Origin of the sequence: Sphingobium sp. SYK-6 (genome assembly GCF_000283515.1) — a bacterium.
GTDB lineage: Bacteria > Pseudomonadota > Alphaproteobacteria > Sphingomonadales > Sphingomonadaceae > Sphingobium > Sphingobium lignivorans.
The window spans coordinates 2,818,621-2,839,501 of the sequence record NC_015976.1 but is presented as its reverse complement, the minus strand read 5'-3'; the positions used below and the strand labels follow the sequence as shown (position 1 = coordinate 2,839,501).

General features: G+C 65.2%; 25 protein-coding genes and 1 pseudogene. 15 read left to right on the top strand and 11 right to left on the bottom strand.

From position 1 onward, the window contains the following. Window positions 1–10: 10 nt before the first annotated feature. Window positions 11–1,105: a hypothetical protein gene (locus tag SLG_RS13040; protein WP_148276587.1), complete on the top strand. Its 1,095-nt coding sequence runs from the start codon at window positions 11–13 to the stop codon at window positions 1,103–1,105. Window positions 1,106–1,194: 89 nt separating this feature from the next. After that, window positions 1,195–1,626: pseudogene (locus SLG_RS20950) on the top strand (DDE-type integrase/transposase/recombinase); the annotation flags it as partial. Window positions 1,627–1,969: 343 nt separating this feature from the next. On the opposite strand, the gene xth reads toward SLG_RS20950, so the two are convergent. The 5 genes from xth to SLG_RS13010 all read right to left on the bottom strand — a co-directional run bounded on the left by xth (window position 1,970) and on the right by SLG_RS13010 (window position 5,916). Continuing rightward, window positions 1,970–2,749: an exodeoxyribonuclease III gene (gene xth / locus SLG_RS13030; RefSeq protein ID WP_014076948.1), complete on the bottom strand. Its 780-nt coding sequence runs from the start codon at window positions 2,747–2,749 to the stop codon at window positions 1,970–1,972. Window positions 2,750–2,967: 218 nt separating this feature from the next. Then, the gene (locus SLG_RS13025) at window positions 2,968–3,576 is read right to left on the bottom strand and encodes a GntR family transcriptional regulator (RefSeq protein ID WP_051003759.1); all 609 of its coding nucleotides are present in this window, start codon (window positions 3,574–3,576) and stop codon (window positions 2,968–2,970) included. Further along, the gene (locus SLG_RS13020; protein ID WP_443018058.1) at window positions 3,573–4,475 is read right to left on the bottom strand and encodes a phytanoyl-CoA dioxygenase family protein; all 903 of its coding nucleotides are present in this window, start codon (window positions 4,473–4,475) and stop codon (window positions 3,573–3,575) included. The genes SLG_RS13025 and SLG_RS13020 overlap by 4 nt, the downstream gene beginning before the upstream one ends. A 5-nt stretch (window positions 4,476–4,480) precedes the next feature. Further along, window positions 4,481–5,089, bottom strand: coding sequence for an acyl-homoserine-lactone synthase (locus SLG_RS13015; protein ID WP_014076945.1), 609 nt, complete (start codon window positions 5,087–5,089; stop codon window positions 4,481–4,483). 80 nt (window positions 5,090–5,169) lie between these two features. After that, complete coding sequence (locus SLG_RS13010; RefSeq protein ID WP_014076944.1) at window positions 5,170–5,916, bottom strand: LuxR family transcriptional regulator; 747 nt, start codon at window positions 5,914–5,916, stop codon at window positions 5,170–5,172. Between the two features lie 184 nt (window positions 5,917–6,100). Between SLG_RS13010 and SLG_RS22485 the strand changes: the two genes are divergently transcribed. Beyond that, a complete protein-coding gene (locus SLG_RS22485; RefSeq protein ID WP_221414700.1) occupies window positions 6,101–6,382 on the top strand; it encodes a transcriptional regulator domain-containing protein in 282 nt (93 codons plus the stop codon). 16 nt (window positions 6,383–6,398) lie between these two features. Beyond that, entirely contained in the window at window positions 6,399–6,908 is a 510-nt protein-coding gene (locus SLG_RS21765; protein ID WP_158512719.1) for a DNA -binding domain-containing protein, read from the top strand. Window positions 6,909–7,089: 181 nt separating this feature from the next. Here the strand turns inward: SLG_RS21765 and SLG_RS21420 are convergent, their stop codons facing one another. Further along, the gene (locus SLG_RS21420) at window positions 7,090–7,461 is read right to left on the bottom strand and encodes a hypothetical protein (protein ID WP_148276585.1); all 372 of its coding nucleotides are present in this window, start codon (window positions 7,459–7,461) and stop codon (window positions 7,090–7,092) included. A gap of 500 nt (window positions 7,462–7,961) precedes the next feature. Between SLG_RS21420 and SLG_RS12995 the strand changes: the two genes are divergently transcribed. The 4 genes from SLG_RS12995 (at window position 7,962) to SLG_RS21760 (ending at window position 11,662) form a co-directional block, all read left to right on the top strand. Continuing rightward, entirely contained in the window at window positions 7,962–8,942 is a 981-nt protein-coding gene (locus tag SLG_RS12995) for an ArdC family protein (protein ID WP_014076941.1), read from the top strand. Further along, window positions 8,939–9,340 (top strand): DUF2958 domain-containing protein, encoded by a 402-nt coding sequence (locus SLG_RS12990; protein WP_014076940.1) that lies wholly within the window; start codon window positions 8,939–8,941, stop codon window positions 9,338–9,340. Before SLG_RS12995 ends, SLG_RS12990 begins: the two co-directional genes overlap by 4 nt. A gap of 86 nt (window positions 9,341–9,426) precedes the next feature. Further along, entirely contained in the window at window positions 9,427–11,184 is a 1,758-nt protein-coding gene (locus tag SLG_RS12985) for a ParB/RepB/Spo0J family partition protein (RefSeq protein ID WP_014076939.1), read from the top strand. Beyond that, window positions 11,141–11,662, top strand: coding sequence for a hypothetical protein (locus tag SLG_RS21760; RefSeq protein WP_158512718.1), 522 nt, complete (start codon window positions 11,141–11,143; stop codon window positions 11,660–11,662). Before SLG_RS12985 ends, SLG_RS21760 begins: the two co-directional genes overlap by 44 nt. Here SLG_RS21760 and SLG_RS12980 read toward each other — a convergent pair. Continuing rightward, window positions 11,615–11,830 (bottom strand): hypothetical protein, encoded by a 216-nt coding sequence (locus SLG_RS12980; protein ID WP_041392015.1) that lies wholly within the window; start codon window positions 11,828–11,830, stop codon window positions 11,615–11,617. The genes SLG_RS21760 and SLG_RS12980 overlap by 48 nt on opposite strands. Window positions 11,831–12,215: 385 nt before the next feature. Here SLG_RS12980 and SLG_RS12975 point away from each other — a divergent pair, with 385 nt between their 5' ends. The 6 genes from SLG_RS12975 (at window position 12,216) to rlxS (ending at window position 16,778) form a co-directional block, all read left to right on the top strand. Beyond that, complete coding sequence (locus SLG_RS12975) at window positions 12,216–12,515, top strand: DUF736 domain-containing protein (protein ID WP_014076937.1); 300 nt, start codon at window positions 12,216–12,218, stop codon at window positions 12,513–12,515. 127 nt (window positions 12,516–12,642) lie between these two features. Continuing rightward, a complete protein-coding gene (locus SLG_RS12970; protein WP_014076936.1) occupies window positions 12,643–12,867 on the top strand; it encodes a helix-turn-helix domain-containing protein in 225 nt (74 codons plus the stop codon). Continuing rightward, window positions 12,864–13,424, top strand: a complete 561-nt coding sequence (locus SLG_RS22210; RefSeq protein ID WP_014076935.1) for a S26 family signal peptidase — start codon at window positions 12,864–12,866, stop codon at window positions 13,422–13,424. Before SLG_RS12970 ends, SLG_RS22210 begins: the two co-directional genes overlap by 4 nt. Beyond that, the gene (locus SLG_RS22205; protein WP_014076934.1) at window positions 13,412–14,038 is read left to right on the top strand and encodes a lytic transglycosylase domain-containing protein; all 627 of its coding nucleotides are present in this window, start codon (window positions 13,412–13,414) and stop codon (window positions 14,036–14,038) included. Before SLG_RS22210 ends, SLG_RS22205 begins: the two co-directional genes overlap by 13 nt. Before the next feature lie 264 nt (window positions 14,039–14,302). After that, the gene (locus tag SLG_RS21935) at window positions 14,303–14,461 is read left to right on the top strand and encodes a hypothetical protein (protein WP_014076933.1); all 159 of its coding nucleotides are present in this window, start codon (window positions 14,303–14,305) and stop codon (window positions 14,459–14,461) included. Window positions 14,462–14,738: 277 nt separating this feature from the next. Beyond that, window positions 14,739–16,778 (top strand): relaxase/mobilization nuclease RlxS, encoded by a 2,040-nt coding sequence (rlxS, locus tag SLG_RS12955; RefSeq protein ID WP_014076932.1) that lies wholly within the window; start codon window positions 14,739–14,741, stop codon window positions 16,776–16,778. Between the two features lie 11 nt (window positions 16,779–16,789). Here rlxS and SLG_RS12950 read toward each other — a convergent pair whose 3' ends face one another. The 4 genes from SLG_RS12950 to SLG_RS12935 form a co-directional block, all read right to left on the bottom strand. Beyond that, window positions 16,790–17,062 carry a hypothetical protein gene (locus SLG_RS12950; RefSeq protein ID WP_014076931.1) on the bottom strand — a complete coding sequence of 91 codons (273 nt, stop codon included), beginning with the start codon at window positions 17,060–17,062 and terminating at the stop codon, window positions 16,790–16,792. Window positions 17,063–17,099: 37 nt separating this feature from the next. Next, window positions 17,100–17,681: an RES family NAD+ phosphorylase gene (locus tag SLG_RS12945; protein WP_014076930.1), complete on the bottom strand. Its 582-nt coding sequence runs from the start codon at window positions 17,679–17,681 to the stop codon at window positions 17,100–17,102. Beyond that, a complete protein-coding gene (locus SLG_RS12940) occupies window positions 17,678–18,379 on the bottom strand; it encodes an antitoxin Xre/MbcA/ParS-like domain-containing protein (protein WP_041393299.1) in 702 nt (233 codons plus the stop codon). Before SLG_RS12940 ends, SLG_RS12945 begins: the two co-directional genes overlap by 4 nt. Window positions 18,380–18,451: 72 nt before the next feature. Continuing rightward, complete coding sequence (locus SLG_RS12935; protein WP_148276583.1) at window positions 18,452–18,694, bottom strand: hypothetical protein; 243 nt, start codon at window positions 18,692–18,694, stop codon at window positions 18,452–18,454. Window positions 18,695–18,857: 163 nt separating this feature from the next. Here SLG_RS12935 and SLG_RS12930 point away from each other — a divergent pair, with 163 nt between their 5' ends. Next, window positions 18,858–20,879: a conjugal transfer protein TraG gene (locus SLG_RS12930; protein ID WP_014076927.1), complete on the top strand. Its 2,022-nt coding sequence runs from the start codon at window positions 18,858–18,860 to the stop codon at window positions 20,877–20,879. The last annotated feature ends 2 nt before the right edge of the window (window positions 20,880–20,881 follow it).

Below are 20,881 nucleotides of genomic sequence, written 5' to 3'. Positions count from 1 at the left end.
AAGGATGAGGATGATGCGCGCACAATCACTGAATTTGCGTGGAGGACGGGTTTGCGCCGGTCTTATTGCAGCCTTGCTCTGCACGAGTGTTGCGCCCGCAACCACGCCCGCGCCAGCAGCAGCGCCGTGTGAGCGCGCGTGCCTGGAAGGCTTTGTCGGTCGCTATCTCGATGCCGTTGCGGCAAATCAGCCGAGCGCAGTGCCGATCTCGCCGAATGTGCGCTTCACGGAAAACGGCCAGCGCCTGTTAGTCGGCGACGGCTTGTGGAACACAATGAAAGCCCGCGGCAACTATAAGCTGTTCGTCACGGACGTCGCGGCCGGACAAGTCACATTCTTCGGGACTATCCAGGAGGATCATCGCGACGCCGCCAAGTTCAACGGCTCGTTCATTGCACTGCGTCTGCTCGTGCGCGATCAGCAAATCACGGAAGTGGAACAGATCGTGTTCCGCTATCCGGCCGAGACCGACAATGCGAGCTATAACCGGCTGGATGGCATGGCGGTTCATCCCAAGCTCGTAGAGGTGATCCCTCAAAGCGCACGGCTTTCACGCGACCAGTTAATCGCGCAGGCCAACAAATATTTCACCGGCCTTCAGAAGAATGACGGAAAAGGGGATTATCCGTTCACGCCCGATTGTCTGCGTCATGAAAATGGAAAACAAGCGACGCTCGCGCCAACGCCCGCCGGGGAAAAGCGTCCCGACCCCGCCACGGCGACCGGTTATTCGGGTCAGTGGAGTTGCACCGAACAATTCAAGTCGGGGCTGATGGCGTTCGTCAATCGTATTCGCGATCGCCGGTTCGTTGCCGTTGATCCTGAACGAGGCCTCGTATTCGCTTTTGCTTTCTTCGATCATTCGGGTGGCGCGACGCGGACTTTCACCACTGCCAATGGCCGAACGGTCACCGCCGGGCCGGTCCAACCGCATACATGGCAGATTGCGGAGATCTTCAAGATCGAGAAGAATGGCTTGATTTCCAAGATCGACGCCTTGCTTGAACGCGCGCCTTATGGGTTGAATTCAGGCTGGAGTACTTGGGAGCAGGGCATGTCTGACCATGCGCGCGATGTGACGTTCGAGGCGCCGACGGGCATCTGAGAATGCCGATAAATCGAGGCGGTCACGGCATGACGCCTCGACTTCAAGGCCTCTTAAAACTCACGCCAAGAAAGAGGGGCTATGACAAAGCTCGGCGGATTGTCGGTTGGCGGGCCAGCAGAACGGCCCATGCCAGCTTCGTGCTCGATGCTCTGGAGCAGGCGCTTCACGATCGTCGGCCGGCCCATCGGGGCGGCCTCATCCATCATAGCGATCGCGGGTCGCAATACGTCTCCATCAAGTACACCGAGCGCCTCGCCGAAGCCGGGATAGAACCCTCGGTCGGCAGCGTCGGCGATAGCTACGACAACGCTTTGGCCGAGACGATCAATGACCTTTACAAGGCTGAGGTGATCCACAGGCGTGGACCATGGCGCAGCTTCGAAGCCGTCGAATATGCCACGCTCGAATGGGTCGACTGGTTCAACCATCGTCGGCTGCTGGAGCCCATCGGCAACATCCCTCCTGCCGAAGCCGAAGAACAATATTATGCTGCCGCGGCCAACATCGATATGGCAGCGTGTCTCACCACCCAATGCCTCCGGCAGACCCGGCGCGGTTCACCCTGCGGTACGATCAGGAGACCAGGTTATATGACAACTGCTGCCCTCGATGCGGGTGGTCGTCCCGTCGATCGCAACCACCAGGCCTCCAGGCCGATGCCGTCATCAGCGGGGCCGACAATCCGGGGCTGCAACTGAGGGCGGCAGCTGACCGCTCGCCAGCTTGCCACCGAATGTCACATGATCCGCGATGATATCGGGCCATATGGGCGGAAATCGGTTCAGCAGCGCTGCGCGATCGATCACATCGGGTTTCCAGCCGATCACCGCCATCGTCAGTCTCCGGGCCTGCGTCGCCTGCCTATGCCTTGTCCGCCAGTTCGATCCAGACCGGCGCATGATCGCTGGTCTTTTCCCAGCCCCGGACATGGCGGTCGACCTGCGCGTCGAGAAGCCGATCCGACAGCGTTGGGCTGAGGAGAAGGTGGTCGATCCGCAAGCCTGCATTACGGGCATAGGCATTCCGGAAATAATCCCAGAAAGTGTAGATCGTCTCCCCGGGATGAACCGAGCGTAGCGCGTCGGTCCAGCCCTGATCCAGAAGCCGGGAATAGGCCGCTCTCACGTCGGGTGCGAACAGCGCGTCGTCGAGCCAGCGCTCCGGCTTGTATACGTCGAGGTCAGTCGGCATCACATTGAAGTCCCCGGCCAGCATGACGGGCAGGCCCGTCTCGATCAGGCCTCTGGCGTGCTCGATAAGTCGCTCAAACCAGCGCAGCTTGTAATCGAACTTAGGTCCCGGGCGAGGGTTGCCGTTGGGGAGATAGAGCGCTCCGATCAGGATCCCGTTGACAGCTGCTTCGATATAGCGGCTGTGACGGTCATCGGGATCGCCCGGAAGGCCGCGACGTGTCTCGTGAATCTCGCCGACGCGGCTCAGAATCGCGACGCCGTTCCAGCTTTTCTGGCCCTGCCAGATCGCATCGTAACCCAGCTCACGGATCGGCTGCGCCGGAAAGCGCTCATCAGGGCTCTTCAGTTCCTGGAGACAAACGATATCTGGCCCGGCTTCCTGGAGCCAGCGAAGCAGGACGGGGAGGCGGCCGTTGACCCCATTCACATTGTAGGTCGCAATCTTCACACCGCTCGAAATGACGCGACGAACGAGTCGTTCCAGGATCAGCTCGCGACGAACCGGGGTTCGGTCGCGAAATGCTGGAATCAGATTCGTCAGCGCCGCGATCGTCGTCTTCGCATCCCTGGGTGCACAAAAATACCACCGGCCTCCTCCCGGAGAGGAGCATGCTTCAGCTGGTCGTCTACCAGGATGTCACCCGAACGGTGCCTGGTGAAAGCAGATCAGGCATGGGCGTTGAGGGTCGCCGCAAGGATGCGCGGCGTTTCGGTCGTTCGTCGCTGGTGATAACGCGCGAGAGCGCGGTTCAGACGGGTCCGTCCGATGGCGGCTGCCAGTCCGGTCATTTCCTCCAGTTCCTCTGCCAGTCCATCGAGCACCTGCTGCTCGGCACGCCGGAAGGGCGCCAGGCGGTCGTTGAGCTGTCCGACCGCCCGCAGATTTTCACCACTGCCGGTTGCAGCAGCGATCCGCAGGAACATGGCCGCGGTTCTTCCGGCGATGGTCTCTGCGTCTTCCGGCGGGCGGATATCGCGGACCATATCGACTTTCGCCCGGCTCGTGGCGACCCCGATCACCAGTCCGTTCCAGGCATAGAGATCGCGCAGCTCCATCTCGGTGAGCCGGGGCACCCGGAACCCGTTGTGCTGCGGCGTCTCCACCAGCTGCTCGCCGGTCAGACGGTGGAGCGCATCGCGGACCGGTGTGATGCTTGCGCCAAGTTCATGGCCGATGACGGCCGGCTCGACCGGCGCGCCCGGGGCGAGCACGCCATCGCGAAGCTGGCGTTTCAGCTCCCGGTAAATGCGCTCGAATGTGACGCCGGGGCTCATTCTCCCGCCGACCGGCATTCTTCCTGGCCGGCAACATAGGCGTCGACCAGCGCCTGCTGGTCGGGCCGCAACGCGTCGACCGCCCCGAGATGAGCCGCAAGATTGTCCGCCAGCAGCACCGACGGGCACTGACCTTCGTAATTGCCGAGATTGGGACGGTGCTGCCGGTATCCGACAAGCGCGGCAAGGTCGGGCGCAAAGTGACGCGCGATCGCAGGCGGATAGGCCAGCCACTGATTCTCATAGGGTTTGAGCCAGCCCAGACAGTAGCTCACGATCGTCCCGCGCCGCACGCTGTCGCTCCGGTTGCCGCCGGCACCGTGCAGCGTCGAGCCCAGGAACAGCAGAGCCGCGCCGGGATCGATTTCGACCGTGACCGGCGATCCGGCGGGCCCGGGCTGCAGCGCATGCTGTCCGTGGCTGTGCGGCCAGACAAGCGTGGCACCGTTTTCCTCGCGATACGGCGTGAACGGCCACATCACATTGACCAGATATTCGACTTCGCCGGGCGTTCCCCGCCACATGTCCTGATCCCGGTGCGGGAGTTGCGCAAGCGCCCCCGGATGCAGGGCGATCGCCTGCGTCAGGTTGAGCTGGATGTTCTCGCACCATGGCCCCAGCACGCGTCCGGCAATGCCGAGGACCAGCGGGTTCATGACCAGCGCTGCCGCATGTGATGAACGGGCGAGCAGGCGCCCAAACCGCCGTGTCCGCGCGCCGTAGAAGCCGCCCTGACAAAAGGGCGTGTCTGCGAAGTCCCCGGCAAGATCCTGGTCGAGCGCCGCAATGGTGCCGGGCGACATGACATCGGGAATGACACAATAGCCCTGATCGAGCAGGCGCGTGGTCCAGGCGTCGATCTCCATGTCGCGATCGGCCGATGGCACCGGGCGGATCATCTGCATCACGCCGCCTCCCGCCTCGTTTCGGGTTGCTCGCTGCGAATACCCGCCCGTGCCAGCAGCGCCGGCGTATCGCGCGTGATGTCGATGCGAAGCGCGCCCAGCATCATGCCGTCGATCCTCTGCGGCAGCCCGAGCGGCCGGCAGCGCCAGCCGAAGGCCAGGATCTGCTGCAGCCAGCCGATCTCGGCCACACCCGTATACATCGAAATCCCCGTTTTCAGCGCGTGATCGACAAGTGCCGTGACCAGCGTATCGCGTGCCTGCCGCCGCCGCGCGGCGTTGAGGCCGCGGTCGAGGCAGAACCGGGTGATCTCGAGAATATCCTCCCCGCGCGGTGGCGCTTCCTCGCACAGCGTACCGAACAGGCTGTCGAGGATATGCGGCCGTGTGGTCGGCAGCAGCCGCGCCGATGCCCGATGCCGCCCCTCGCCGTCGGTGAGGATCAGGTAGCGCGCATGGACATCATCGAACTGGTCGACTTCATAGCGCCCGTCGAGAATGGGAAGGTCCCATCCGAGAAGGTCGACAAACACGCGCTTGCGCGCCTCGAACATCGCGCGCATCGCCGCGTCCTCGCTGCTGCTGCCCGCACTGACCGTAAAGAGCATGACCGGAGCTCCCTGCCTCGTGAAAGGCCCCGATCATCCGCCCGGCTGCCCGCCAGGACCATTCCCCAGAAATGGGGATATCAACGCCGCAGCACATCGACGAAGGTCAGCGTTCCGTCGAACAGCGCATGCACCGTCAGTTGCGCCCGCTTGCCGACACCATAGCGCTCGCGCGCCTGCTTGAGATGCTGGATCACCGTTTCATGACTGATGCCAAGTATCTTCGCGATCTCCCAGTCGGATTTGCCGCGCGCGGCCCAGTAGACGCAGTCCCGCTGCCGGTCGGTGAGCCGCGGCCGGGCGGGTGCCGGCATGCGCAGGGCCGAGACCCTGCGCGCGCCTTCGAATGCGATCGCCCCGACAAGCTGGATGAGCGGGAGCCGTTCTTCCCGCAATGGCTGCCCCGCTGCAACGGCGAAAGAACAGGAGCCCGCGGATTCGCCCGGGACATGCGCCGGCACCGTAAATCCTTCGCCGATACCGGCACGCTGCGAGCGCTCGAGAATGTCGCGGTCGCGCGCCGTCAGTTCGATCATCCCGGCCAGTCGCGACCAGGAAAAGCCAACGTTGGTCTGCTGGCTTGCCCGATGCACGGGATCGGACAGTCCCAGATGGTGCGCGTCAAAATAGTCGACCCATGCTGCAGGATAATTGTGCAGCCTGATTGCCGGTTGCGGCGCGAGAGGAACGTCCACATGGTGGGTCAGCGCGAAATAGTGAAACCCCATTTCGCGCGCCACATCGTGCAATATCGTGGCCAGCGCCTCGGCCGTCTGCGCCTCATCCACCGCATCTGCAAACTCCCGGGCGATCCTGGTCAGCAACATAGCATGCGCCACATCGATGCGGGAGACGCCCCAGGCTGCGATGCTCCCGTGACAGCATTCAAGAGTCTGCAGACACCGATTCTCAGTCGGCGCGGCAGATCGTTCGGCAAGTGCGGAATGCTATGTAGCCCGTTGCGACTGTGCAAATATATTTGCTTTCGTTCCCGGTACGGCTGTTCCTTTCATGCCGGCGGAGCGCGGGGCTGATCATCGCCCTGACTGGCGCTCCGGCGCGCCTTATTGCGCGCTGGAGGGCATCGATCGTGCCGGCCTCGCCTGGGAATGGTTGCGCCGCGATCCGGGCTATGTGGCGTCCTGGCACGGTTTTGGAGGGACTTCGGCCCCCGGAACGCAGGTATTTCCTTTGCAGGCAGATGCGTCGGCACGGCCGTGGGGGCTCCACTTTCGCGGAATGTCCAGATCGTCCGGCGCCCGCCGCACGGCTGCTCTGGCGTGCCGCTTTTGACCCGCACGTGCTGCGGGTGCGCGCCGAGCCGACTGCCCCTGACGACCCCGAAGCGCTTGATCTGACCCGGCTCGGCCATCAGGCAACCCTTGCCCGCGACGACGATGGCCGCGAATATCTTGCCCTGTCGAATGGGTGGCACCGTGTCCGGCTCGATGTGATCGAAGGTTCAATATGCGCGTCCAGGCAGGTCAGGCTGCACTATCAGCTGTCCGGCTTTACCGGCCTTGAGCCCCGTCTTCGCGCACTTCGCCAGTTACTCGCTCTCCAACGCGACGACGGCTTCGATCCTTCTCTCTTTCCACGTCTCCCCCGGATGGCACAGCGGCTGGAAGCCCTGCGCGTCTCCGACGCACTGGCGGACGGCGCCTCCTATCGGGATGTCGCCATTGCGCTGTTTGGCATCAGGCGTGTTCGCGAGGAATGGGGTGGCCGCTCGGACTTTCTCCTTTCCCGCGTGCGTCGTCGTGTGGCCGAAGCGCGGCGGATGGCCAGCGGTGAATATCGGCATCTGCTCCTGCCTTAGCGCGCTGCGGGCGCGCCAGGACGATAGCCCGCGCTCAGGTCCGGTCTGCTCCTGTCCTTTTGATGCCGGGCCGAAATGACCCTCACACACCGTATCGAACAGGGCGGTCACCTTCACGCCATCGCCGGCATAGTCGTTTGTCCCGTCCGATCAGGCGCTGTCGATTGTTCAGCGCGCGCTCTCACCGGATCACTCCGTGAGTGCCTGGCAGTCCACGCCTGATTTCGACCCCGTCCGCAACAAAGGCGTCCAGAGCGCACGGCCGCCATAGAACGAAGGGCGCCGCCCGGCATCGACCGCCACCGACCCGATGGTTCGCCATATGCAGGAACATGAGCTGGTCATCTCGCCCGGGCATCATCTGCTGCAACAGGATTTCGAGACTTTCCTTAAGGCGGCTGGCGACACAGGCGTCCATGCCAGGCCCGACCGCGTCGATGTGCGCTTTCGGGATGCAACGCAAGGTCCGGTCCTGGCCGGGATCACGCCGACGGAACCGGCAACGGTCCGGTTCGCTATTCGGGCCGCGATCGGGCAGCTTCTCGATTTTCATCAGCGCGCGAAGGGGAATCCCGCGAAGCTGATCGTCATCGACGATCAGCCCTGCAAGGAAGATATGGAACTCGCCCTCGTCAGCGGCTTCGGGATCGCCTGGCGGTCCGGAAAGAGCGTCGACTGTCGGTGGCCAAAAGGTCGATAGCGCCTCGCCCATACGCGCGACCGCGCTCTACTCCGGCCGGGGCGTTGCCGCCGGCCTCCGCCGGGCCCCTGCAGGTCACGGCCTGACGGTCACGATCGTAATGCAGTCGCCGCGCCTCATCGGCGCGACGGCGTTGCCTGGAGCCTCTCCCGGTGGCGCGGGAGTGGGCAGCGCTCCCGGCTAGGGCCGGCGGTCGCCGGCTTGCAACCCTGCGCTTCGCGCCGGGTGCTCCATTGCATTGCGCCCCTTCGGGTGCCGCCGTCGCCTGCCGGCCCTTTCCGTCCGCATCTCGCCGCCCACCCCCGCTTTCCGGGGAGGCCAAGCGCATTTTGGGTGGCGAAGGAGGAAACGTCATGCGCCAATCCAACGCCCGTGTGCGGGGCAAAGCCGGGAAACAGGAACGCGAACAGGGCTCCTCGCCGCGCGCCGATCTCTACCAGACCGTCACCGCCCGCATCGTCGCCGAACTGGAGGCGGGCCGCTTCCCCTGGGTACAGCCGTGGGGAAAGGTCGGGGACGGTTCGCCCGTTCCCGGTCTGCCGATGAACGCGCTGACCCGCCGCGCTTATTCCGGCATCAATATCCTGATCCTGTGGGGCGCGGTCATCGAGCGGGGCTGGCCCTCACAAGGCTGGCTCACCTTCCGTCAGGCTTCGCAAGCGGGCGGTGCGGTCCGCAAGGGCGAGCGCGGAACGACCGTTGTCTATGCCGACCGCTTCGTCCCCGAAGCCGAGGCCGAGCGCGCGCGGGAACGCGGCGACGAGGCCCGGGCGATCCCGTTCCTCAGACGCTTCACCGTCTTCAATGTCGCGCAGTGCGAGGGGCTGCGGCCCGGTCTCATGCCTGATCCGGTGCGGCTTCCCGCGCGCGAGATCGTGCCGGTTGCGGAAGAGGTGATCGCGGCCAGCGGCGTGGATTTTCGCATCGGCGGCGATCGCGCCTTCTATGTGCCCGCCCATGACTTCGTACAGGTGCCCCCGCAGCCCGCTTTCTTCGAGCAGATCAATTATTACCGCACCTGCCTGCACGAACTGACCCATGCCACCGGCCACGCCAGGCGGCTCAATCGCAACCTGACCGGCGCCTTCGGATCGAACGACTATGCCCGCGAGGAACTGGTCGCCGAAATGGGATCGGCCTTCCTGTGCGCCGCGCTGGGCATCGTGCCGACCGTCCGCCATGCCGACTACCTCGCGTCATGGCTTGAGGTTTGCCAGGAGGACAGCCGGGCGATCTTCCGCGCCGCCAGTCAGGCAAGCAAGGCCGCCGACTGGCTGCTGACCCGGCATCGCGAAGCGCAGGATGCGCGCGTCGGAGGGAGGATCGCGGCATGATCCTCCTCACGCCCGGGCTTCGCGCCGCCCTGCAGGCCAACGCCGGCAACATCAATCTGCCCGGCCACGATCCGCTGCCCCTGGTCAAATTGTTCAATCCCCTGGGCGCGGCCACATGGCTGGCGACCGAGCTTTACGAGGATGGCGACACCCTGTTCGGCCTTGCCGATCTCGGGTTCGGCTGCCCCGGGCTCGGGGTGTTCAGCCTGTCCGAAATCGCCAGCGTCCGCCTGCCGTACGGCCTGCGCATCGAACGCGACATCGCGTTCGGGACGGACCGGCCGCTGTCGGTCTGGGCCGAATGGGCGCGCCGCGCCGGTTCGATCCTCCAAGCCGAATCGCTGCTCCGCCGCGCAGCGCGCGGCGCTTCCGAGCTTCCGACCGGCAACGGCGGATGACGCGGGCGGCCGTTCGCCGCCGATCAGAAAGCCGGTCCCGCCATCCGGCAAGATCAACGGGACCGGCACTCAAAAGGAGTAGTCCCATGAAACTCGACTTCATCGATCATGACAAGCTGTTCATCGACAAGACAAATATGCGCTACGGCAGACGCGCCCTGGACGTGAGCGACATCATCGCCACTGTCCGCAAGCGCGGCATCATACTGCCGCTGCTGGTCAAGCCCGCCAATGACGAAGGCCGTTGCGGCATCGTCGCAGGCGCGCGGCGCTGGACCGCCGATGGCATTGCCCGCGCCGAAGGCATCGACCACGGGCCTTTGCCCTGCGCCATTCTCGGGGACGGCGATGATGCCGCCGCCATCGAAGCCTCGATGATCGAGAACATGGCGCGGCTCGACCCCGACGAGGTGACCCAGTGGGAGAGCTTCGCCCGGCTGGTCAGGGAAGGCCGCGACGTGGCCGACATTTCGGAGACCTTCGGGCTGCCCGAGTTGACGGTCCGGCGCGTCCTCGCCCTTGGCAATCTGCTCCCGCGTATCCGCGATCTCTACCGCAGGGAGAAGATCGATGCGGCCACTGTCCGCCACCTGACCCTTGCCAGAGAGAGCCAGCAAAAGGCATGGCTGGCGCTGATCGACGATCCGCAAGCCCGGGCGCCGACCGGGCATCAGGTGAAGGCATGGCTGTTCGGAGGACAGGCGATCCCGGTCAGGCACGCCCTGTTCGACGTGGACAGCTTCAAGGGGCCGATCACCGGCGATCTTTTCGGCGAGGACCGCTATTTCGCGGACGCTGATGCTTTCTGGACCGCACAGAATGCGGCGATCGAGACCAAGAAGGCCGCCTATCTGGAAAATGGCTGGAGCGATGTCGTGATCGTGCCGCCCGGCGAGCATTTCCAGACCTGGGAGCATGAACGCGCGCAGAAGCGCAAGGGCGGGCGCGTCTATATTGCCCTGCGCGCCAATGGCGAGGTGGTGTTCCATGAGGGCTATCTCACGCGCAAGGAAGCCCGCCGCGCTGAAACGGGCGCGACCCCCGCGAGCGGGACGAAGCCGGTGCGCGCCGAACTCACCAGCACCCTCGCCGCCTATGTCCATCTCCATCGCCATGCGGCGGTGCGGGCCGCTCTCCTTAGCCATCCGGCGGTCGCGCTGCGTCTCATGGTCGCCCATGCCATCGTCGGCTCGCACCTGTGGAGCGTGAAGCCCGACCCGCAGACCGCTCGCAACGATGCGGTGCGCGAGTCCGTCGAAACCTGCCTTGCCGAAACCCGCTTCGACGAGCATCGCCGCGCCGTGTTCGCGCTGCTCGGTTTCTCGCCCGAGGAAGCGACCGTGACCGGCGGCAATGGCGACGATTATGGCGTGGCGAGCCTGTTCCTGCGCCTGCTCAACCTGTCCGACCCGGCGCTGATGGAGGTCATCGTCCTTGTCATGGGCGAAACGCTGGCAGTCGGCAGCGCCGCCGTCGATGCGGTCGGCGCCTGTCTGACCGTCGATATGGCCGACTGGTGGCAGGCCGACGCGGCTTTGTTCGAGCTGATCCGTGATAAGGAAGTGCTCGGCCAGATCGTCGCCGAAATGGCGGGCGAGCAGGTCGCCAGCGCCAATGCGGACGAGACGACCATGACCCTGAAGCGCATCGTCCGCGATCATCTCGACGGCAAGGATGGGAGGACCAGGGTCGAACGCTGGGTGCCGAAATGGATGGCCTTCCCCCCCGCCGCCTATACCGCGCGCGGCGGCGTCGCCACCGTCGCCGCCCATGCCAGGGTCGAAGCGGCGCGGGCGATGCTTGCGGGCGAAGCCGAGGCCGAGCCGATGGCGCTCGCGGCCTGATCTCGATGCGGGCGGCGGTTTTCCGCCGTCCGCTCTTCTTTCCGGCTGGTTGAAAATTTCGCCGCTCGCCTCGGCCCTGACGGGCGTCGGCGCGCGGCATTTCGTTTCAGGGAACGGGCAGGTCCGGGTCATCCTCGACGATGCGGCGGAAACCGGTTGCGACATATTTCTGATATTGCGGCTTTACAGGCTCAGTCTGCGCGCGTGTGCTTGCCGTTGGACCAGATCGACCGCTTGCCGCTGTTCTTGCCGCCTGGCATTGATGCAGTTCCGGCGCATGGATACCGCCGATCCGGATGCGTTCGCCGCTCTCCAGCTGGAAGGTATCGCCATCGGTTACATCAGCAATCCGACCGGTGACAGGTGCTCCAATGGCGCGGTCAGCGGCAGGGCAAACGCACCGACCGGAAAAGACAGCCTGATCGGCATGCTATTTCCGCGCGCGGCGGATCACGATTCGTGTCTCGCCGCAGATTGAGCAGACATCCTTGCGGCGCTCGAACCCCGCACTGCCAGCCAGCTCGCGTGTCTTGTGATTGGCATGCTGGCGCACCGAAAGGCCGAGCTTGCCGGTGATGCAGTCGTCGCAGATCGGTGTCGGCGCCAGCCGCTCGACCAATCCCCGCACCTGATCCAGTACCGTCATCGTTCCCCCTCCGTCCGCCGCTTGTAGGAGCGTCGCGGCGGGCGGGCAACGGGCGGCAGGGGGACCACAGGCGCTGGTTTCGGGCGTAGGCCGTCCCATCGGGGCTGACGCATTCCCGTTTCATTGTCGCCCGACTTTTCGGTCTGCGCTGCCGGCGGCCTGTTCGATTGAGCGGTTTGCCGCTGTCCGTCCTTCATCGCGCAACGGCGAACCGACGGGCTTCTTCCCCGGCGTGTGCCACGCCTTCCTCGCGCGGCAAGAAGCCCGCCTCCCGCCGTCCTCCGCTTCCGCTTCGGCCCTGCGGGTGCGCGCCGTCCGGCCTGCGGCCCGACAACCGCATCGAGGCCGCAATCGGGCGGCGTCGAGACTGAAAAGGAATGACGACATGGCACAGATTGGCAGCTTCATCCGCGGCGAGAACGGCATCTACACCGGCGAAATCCGCACCCTGACCCTGCGCGTCAAGGCCACGATCCGGCCCTGCGAGCGCGAGCATGACAAGGCGCCCGACCACCGCGTCAACGCCAACGGCGTCGAATTCGGCGCGGGCTGGACCAAGGCGGCGCGCGAAACCGGCCTCGAATATCTGAGCCTCAAGCTCGACGATCCGTCCTTCCCGGCCCCGATCTATGCGACGCTCACCCAGAGCGACGAAGGCGAGCACAAGCTCATCTGGTCGCGCTGACCGGCCAAAGGAGTGTCGAATTCGCCTCTGGCGGATTCGACACTCCCACCATCGCCGTCGGCAGGCGAAGTACGCCGTACCGGGCCGCCCCCAGACCAGCACGGCGCCGCCCGGAACGGAGCCCGACATGGACGATGATGATATGACGCGCGCCGAGCGTGCGCGCACCAGCAATCCGTTTCTCAACACCGCCCAGGCCGGACACTTTCTCGGCCTGTCGATGCGCACACTGGAGCGCATGCGCCGGCGCGGAGAAGGTCCCGCCTTCCGCCGCCACGCGCGCTATGTCCTCTACCATATCGACGATCTCATCGCCTGGTCCGAGGCCTCGCGCAACGGAGGCCGGCGATGAGCGGGCGCGGGCTTTCCCGCTGGGGCGATGCGCTGCGGGACGCCAGGCAGCGCCGCCGCACGCTCCGCCATCGCGCAGCGATCCTCGGGATCGGGGTCGCATGTCTCGCCGCAACGATCGCGCTGCCGCCGCGCCAGCTACTGGTCTGGAATACATCGGCCAGCGCGCCGGTCGGCCTCTATGCCGTGACCGCGCCCGAGCGAATTCGGACCGGCGATATGGTGATCGCCTGGCCACCCGAGACCGCGCGCCGGCTTGGTGCGGAGCGCCGCTACATCCCCTTCAATGTACCGCTGGTGAAGCGCGTCGCCGCCGCGCCGGGCGACAGGGTCTGCGCATCCGGGTCGGCGTTGAGCGTCAACGATCGGACAATTGCGCGGCGTCTGACCACCGATGCGCGTGGTCGTCCGATGCCCTGGTGGACCGGCTGCGTCACCTTGCGCGATGGCGCATTGCTCCTCCTGATGGACAACCCGGCGTCATTCGACGGGCGCTATTTCGGGCCGACCCAAGCGGATGGCATCATCGGCAAGGCGCATCTTTTGTGGCGGCGCTGAAGACGATCGCGGTCGCGCTGGCACTGCTGGTCGCGGCCCCGGCAAGCGCTCGTGTCGCTGAAGATCCGGTCTCGAGATGGCAGCCGATCATCGCCGAAGCCTCACAGCGCTTCGGCCTACCGGAAGCCTGGATCATTGCCGTCATGCGCGCCGAAAGCCGCGGAAGGACGACCCTCGATGGCCAACCGATCACCAGCCGTGCCGGAGCGATGGGCCTGATGCAGCTCATGCCGGGCACCTATGCGGAAATGCGCGGCCGGCTCGGGCTTGGGCCCGATCCTCATGATCCGCGCGACAACATCCTGGCGGGCGCGGCCTATCTGCGGCTGATGCATGATCGGTTCGGCTACCCGGGGCTGTTTGGGGCCTACAATGCCGGCCCAACACGCTATGCGGAGCACCTTCGGACGGGCCGTCCGCTTCCGGGCGAGACCCGGGCCTATCTCGCGGTGCTTGCCCGGATGCCATTTTCGCCTGCCATGCCGCCTGGCATTCTTTCCGGCGACAGGCTGTTTTTCTCTGCGGGCAGGGCTACTGGACAGCCCCCCCGACAGCCGAATGGCAATGGCATTTTTGTCGATCTAAACACGGCTTCCGACCGCGCGCGACCATAGGGCGGCGCAACCCGGAAAGGGGATGTCTGCTCAGTTCGTCCCAGTGTGCAGGCTGGATCGGGCCGCCTCAAGAGACGACGGGGCCCCACCATTTTCCTGGCGAACCAGCGTCGGCTCTCCTTCGTCAGCGTCGCGCGGCGCCAGGAAAATCGTGACCCCCATCGCCGCTCGTGCGGTCGTGGCGCCCAGCGCCACGATCTCCTGACCCGACCCGATCCACCCAGCGGCCAGCCTCGTCTTTCACAGCAAAGCGAGGAACCGGACATGACAATCGAAGCTCAGATCGAGGAGCTGCGCGCCGAGCTAGGAGCCATATCGAACCCTGTCGAGGAGGCTCAGATCAGGGCCGAACTGGCGATGGCGCTGACGGAGAAAGCGCGGCTCGAGGCCGCGTTGGGAACAGGAAACGCAGCGCTGGAATGACCGGTCCGGAGCGATGTCCGCAAGGGCGTCGCTCCCCCATTTTGATCGTTGCACGGAGAACGTGATCGAGCACGAAGTGGCAGCAGGGGCGGGGAGCAGGAGCAGAAGGGGTAAGGCAAGATAGAGAAGCTACAGCACTACCGGCTCCGCCGCCATGCCATAAGTTATTGTCTGCACATTGTTTTTCTAGAGCGGAAAACAGTGCCGCCGGTGCGAAGGCAGTGCCGGTTGGGCAAGAAATGGCGGATTTCCGCCATGTTCAGCGGCACCGGTTTTCATGGATTTCGCCAGCGCGCATGGTCGGCTTTTCGCTGGCCGGATCACCCTTTCCATGAGCACCGAAGACGAGTTCGAGCCTCGGCTGGGCCGCATCCGCGGCGGTAGCAAGTCGCGGTCGCCGCGCAAGTTTCTCCACCGCGTCATCGCCGCCGCCAACCTCGCGCGCGGCGGCGCGCCGGGACTGTCGCGCAAGCCGGGCTTCACCGGCAGCCGGATCGGGCGCGGCGCCGGGGTCGGCCGCGTGCTCGCCAGCCGCGACCGCTTCGCCGCGTTTCGCCAGCGCCGCGTCATCGTCAAGATCAGGCCGGTCACCCTGGGCGGCAAGGGTTTCGCTGTCGCCAAGGCGCATCTTCGCTATGTCGAGCGTGATGGCACCACCCGCGATGGCGATCGCGGCCAGCTCTATGGCGCCGAAACCGACAAGGTCGATCGCAACGCCTGGCTCGACCAGGCCAGGGACGACCGTCACCAGTTCCGCATCATCGTCAGCCCCGAGGACGGCGCGGACTATGAGGATCTGAAGCCGCTCACCCGGCGTCTCATGACCCGGATGGAGGAGGATCTCGGAACGAAGCTCGATTGGGTGGCGGTCGATCATTACAATACGGGCCACCCGCACACCCATATCATCGTCCGCGGGATCGACGAGCGCGGCCGCGATCTCGTCATCGCCCGCGACTATATCAGCCACGGCCTGCGCGAGCGCGCCTGCGAGCTGGTCGATCTCGACCTGGGACCGCGCACTGACGACGCGATCGAGCAGCGACTGCGCGCCGAGGTCGGACAGGAACGACTGACCAGCATCGACCGCGCGCTGATCCGCGAGGCCGACGCCAATATCCTCGTCAGCTCGGACGCGCGTGGCGCCTTCGATCAGGCCATCCGCATGGGCCGGCTGAAGAAGCTGGAGCGCCTGGGCCTGGCAACGCAGTTCGGCGCGGCCCATTGGCGGCTTGCGCCGGATCTCGCAGGCACGCTCCGGCGCATGGGCGAGCGCGGCGACATCATCCGCACGATGCAGCGTGCTTATGCCGCGCGCGGCCAGGCGCTGGCGATCGCCGACCAGGCAATCTACGATCCCACCGCGCCGGGTGCCCGTCCGCTGGTCGGTCGTATCGCCGAGCGCGGCCTGTCCGATGAACATGCCGATCGCCATTACCTGATCGTCGAGGCGGCCGACGGACGCTCGCACTATGTTGCGATCGGCAAGGGCGAAAATGTCGAGGCTCATGCGACCGGCGCGATCGTTCGCATTACGCCGGTCGAAACGGGCATCCGCGCTGCCGATCGCACCGTGGCTGAAGTCGCTGCCGCCAATGGCGGGCGTTTTACGGTTGATGCGCATCTTCGCCACGATCCGAGCGCCACCGAAGCGTTCGCCGAAAGTCATGTGCGCCGGCTGGAGGCGATGCGGCGACTGACGAAGGCGGTTGAGCGGGAGCCCGACGGCGCCTGGATCATCGCGCCCGATCATCTCGACCGCGCCGCCGCCTATGAAGCGGCGCGCGCCAGGGATCGGCCGATTGCGGTGGAAACACTCTCGCACCTGCCCCTGGAGAAACTGGTCGACGCCGATGCGGCGACCTGGCTCGACCGCGAGCTGGTCGCGCCCACGCCGGAGCCGCTGCGCGACGCCGCGTTCGGGCAAGATGCCGTTCAGGCGCAGGCGCGGCGGCGGCAATGGCTGATGGCGCAGGGGCTTGCCGAGGAGATGGACGGACAATGGACGCCGCGGCCAGATATGCTCACCGCGCTTCAGCGGCGCGAGTTGCTGCGCGTGGCCGGGCAGCTTTCCGACGAGCTGGGCCTGCCGTTCGCCGAGGCAGGGCAGCATGAGCGGATCGAGGGCCGGTTCGCACGCACGGTCGAGCTGGTGAGCGGCCGGCATGCGCTGATCGAGCGCTCGCGGGATTTCACATTGGTCCCTTGGCGCCCGGTGCTGGGGCCGCATGTTGGCAAGTCGGTGTCCGGCATCATGCGCGACGGTGGGATCAGTTGGTCGCTAGGGCGTCAACGGAGTGGGCCGAGCATTTCCTGATCGGCACAGGTTCAACGAAAGGGAGTAATGGCTGGATCCGGCTCGCCGAACTCGATTTCGATCCAGTCGTCGGGATCGCCTTCGTACCTTTCATCGCCGAGCCGGCCGTCGGCAGGCGTCCTTAGACCAGTCGCGGTCCAAGCACGAGGATGGGTCAAGAAATCCATCGCATCGGAAGCATCGAACCGAAATTGCCGCTCGCCTTCGGCCGCGGTCGTTTGAACCCGGATCGTTGCGCCGGTGTCCTGCAGACGTCGGGCTATGACGATGGTGTCGAAATCCATTTTGCTCTCCTTCGGCCATATAGCGATTGCGCTTACGTCAATGCCGGAGCTGAACGTTCAGTGACGTCAGTGCGGGTATGAGATCGGCAAGGCGCGTCAAATCCTCGACCGGACAGCGCGGATCGAGCTTCACCTCGGCAGCGCGATCGTAGATCGCGACGCACTCGGCGTTGGTGATCCTGGACATATAGACGACGCCGTCGAAGTCGGTCGCGTCATAGAGTTGCTGGCTGAACCTGCGACCGGCCTTTTGTGCCCGGCCGCGAATGGCATCAGTAGGCACGCCAAGCCGGCTCGCTCCGCTGGTGCGAAGATCCAGCAGCTTGAGCGGTTTCAACGCAATCAGGTTCGTGACCACCAACTCATCAAGATCGGCTCCGAGCAGCACACGCGCTTGTTTGCCCTGAAAGCGATCGCGGATGACCTTCTCGGCAATGGCGGTCGGCAGATCCTGCGCGGCATAGAGCACGGTGAACGCGTTGGTCGCGCTGGAGAAGCGCGTCTTCCCATGCCCCACGCCCATCGGCGTGGCGCGACGGCGCGCTTCGATGATCCGCAGATAGCCGGGCACGTCGATACCGACCGCCAGCTCCCGCAGGATTGCGGCGTCGAAAGTCACGGATGTTCGAAGACCGTCCAGGCCGCTTCCACGACCTCGTCCCTGCGATCCTGCTTGAGCAGGTCGATCGGCCGCTTGTTGGCGAGCAACGGGCTTTGCTGGACCAGCCACAGCCAGGCACGGCGCGGATTGCCGACGGCCTTGAGCACATCGGCGATGCCTTCGACGGGCCGGCCGTCGACGAACTGCTCTAGCGGAAAGGCGTGCTTACGCGCGCCTGCAAGCAACGCCACGACCTGTCCACGCTTCTGCCAGTCATGGAGCGTCGAGCGGGCAATGCCCTGATCGCTCAGCGCGCTCGATCCGGCGACAGGCCCCGCCCAATCCTCGAGCGGAACCCTGGTCGCATAAGCGGCCAGCCGACGCCGGCCCTCCTCGATGTCGATCAACTCGCCGATACCGCTGCCCTTGCCGAGCTCAATCTTAGTCGGCTCGGGAATCTCGATTCGGACAGGCGCATCTTCCCGGGCCAGGGCGGCGATCATGTCGGCGACGTCAGCGCTCTTGCTCTTCAGCCGTTTCTGCTGCGCCGGGGGTAGCGCGACCACGACGGCGGCGACGGCGGCGACGATCTGCGCCGTATTGGCGGCCGCGGACTTGGCAAGGCCAGGCTGTCGGGTGAGCGCTTCATTCACCTCGCTCGCCACCAACCGGCGCAATCCGGCGCGGGTATCGGCATTGTGCAATTGGGTCGCCATGTTCATCGCTCCTTCCCGAATGGATATAGGAATGAGTATCCATTTTGTCCATAATGTCCGATATGTCCGAACCTAGCCTAGCGGCCTCATATCGGGAGGGAAGAGCAGCAGCTGCCCCGATACCCCGGTCTCATCGCGCTCGGCGCGGATGTCAAAGAAGTGCAACCGTTCCAACAGTTGCCGCACAATCTCGCCGACTGCGGCATGACGCCGCCGTCCGTCGGAATCGGTCAGGCTATCGAGCAACGAAGGGACTGCGCTACAAAGGGCCATTTCGAGATGCAGCGAGAGCATATCGTCATCGACTCGAGTCATGCCAACCATGAGAACAAAAATGGAACAACGAGTCAATCACCGCGCATGATTGAACGGCTGTCGGCAGAAAGGCGGCCCCTGTCGGCAGCGAGGCGATAACGCTCGCAGGCTGAGGATGGAATTCTTGCCCGGTCAGGACAACCGTCCTTCCCGGAGCTGGAATATGACCCCAACCAAGCTGCTGATCGGCCAGATTGTCATCGTCTTCGCGATCGTCGTCGCCGGCGTCTGGGCATCGACGCAATGGTGCGCGGCGATGCTCGGCTACCAGCCGCAGCTCGGCGCTGCCTGGTTCGTGATCGACGGCATGCCGATCTATCGGCCCTGGGCAATCTTCCTCTGGTGGTATCACTACGATGCCTATGCGCCGCATGTCTTCGACAAGGCCGGCACGCTTGCCGGCGCCAGCGGCTTCCTGGGCTGCGGCGCCGCGATCGCCGGTTCGCTCTGGCGGGCTCGCCAGTCGCGCAACGTCACCACCTACGGCTCCGCGCGCTGGGCAAGAGCCGGCGAGATTGCGCGTGCCGGCCTGCACCGTGATGCCGGCGTCTTCCTCGGGCGCCTGGATGGTCACTATCTTCGTCATAACGGGCCGGAGCATGTCATGGCCTTCGCGCCGACGAGGAGCGGCAAAGGTGTCGGCCTTGTTGTTCCGACGCTGCTGAGCTGGGCCGGCTCGGCGGTCATCCACGACATCAAGGGCGAGAACTGGCAGCTCACCGCCGGCTGGCGGTCGCGCTTCAGCCATGTGCTGCTGTTCAATCCCACCGACCCGCGCTCGGCCAAATATAATCCCCTGCTCGAGGTCCGCCGCGGCGAGAACGAGGTCCGCGACGTCCAGAACATCGCCGACATTCTCGTCGATCCGGAAGGCGCGCTCGAGCGTCGTTCGCATTGGGAGAAGACGAGCCATTCGCTACTGGTCGGCGCGATCCTCCACATCCTCTATGCCGAAGGAGAGAAGACGCTCGCCCGCGTCGCCACCTTCCTGTCAGATCCCCAGCGCCCGTTTACCGCCACGCTCCGGCAGATGATGACCACCAATCATCTCGGCAGCAAGGATGCCCCGAGGGTACATCCCGTCGTCGCATCGGCCGCGCGCGAGGTGCTCAACAAGTCCGACAACGAGCGCAGCGGCGTGCTGTCGACCGCCATCTCGTTCCTCGGGCTGTACCGCGATCCGACCATAGCCGAGGTCACGTCGCGCTGCGACTGGCGGATCGCCGATCTCGTCGAGGCGCCGCAACCGGTGTCGCTCTATCTGGTCATCCCGCCATCCGACATCAGCCGCACCAAACCGCTGGTCCGGCTGGTGCTCAACCAGATTGGCCGCCGCCTGACCGAGAAACTGGACGCCGACCGCAACCGGAGCCGCAAGCACCAGCTTCTGATGATGCTCGACGAGTTCCCGGCGCTGGGGCGGCTCGACTTTTTCGAGACCAGTCTCGCGTTTCTCGCTGGCTATGGTGTCCGCGTTTTCCTGATCGCGCAGTCCCTGAATCAGGTGGACAAAGCCTATGGCGAGCACAATTCCATCCTCGACAATTGCCACGTCCGCGTCGCCTTCGCGACCAATGACGAGCGCACAGCCAAGCGGATTTCCGATGCGCTGGGACAGGCGACCGAGCAGCGCGCGATGCGTAACTATGCCGGGCACCGGCTCGCGCCCTGGCTCGCGCACGTCATGGTCAGCCGGCAGGAGACCGCCCGGCCGCTCCTGACCCAGGGCGAGGTCATGCAGCTTCCGCCGGCCGAAGAGTTGGTGCTGATTGCGGGCCTGGCACCGATCCGCGCGAAGAAGCTGCGCTATTATGAAGATCGCAACTTCCGAACACGTCTCGCCCCGCCGCCCGAACTGACCCGTGGCGCCTATGTCGACCGGCCGCAGGCCCGTCCCGACGATTGGGCTGGTATCGTCCGCACGCCGGATGCGCGGCTCGGGGCTGCCAGTGACGAGGCCGGTGCGGCCGAGGACGAAGGCGGCCTCCAGCAGCAGCGCCACCCCGGTATTGAGGAGAAAACAGACCGGACCGGGACGGAGAGGCAGTCCGATCTTCCCGAGACCGAGCGTGACGACACGGACGCCGCCGTCGACAAGCGCGTGATGGATCGCGCCCGTGCCTCGCTGGTGCGCGGCCATGCGATAAACCAGGGGCAGGCCCAGGACCTGCTGCCAGGGTTCTGATC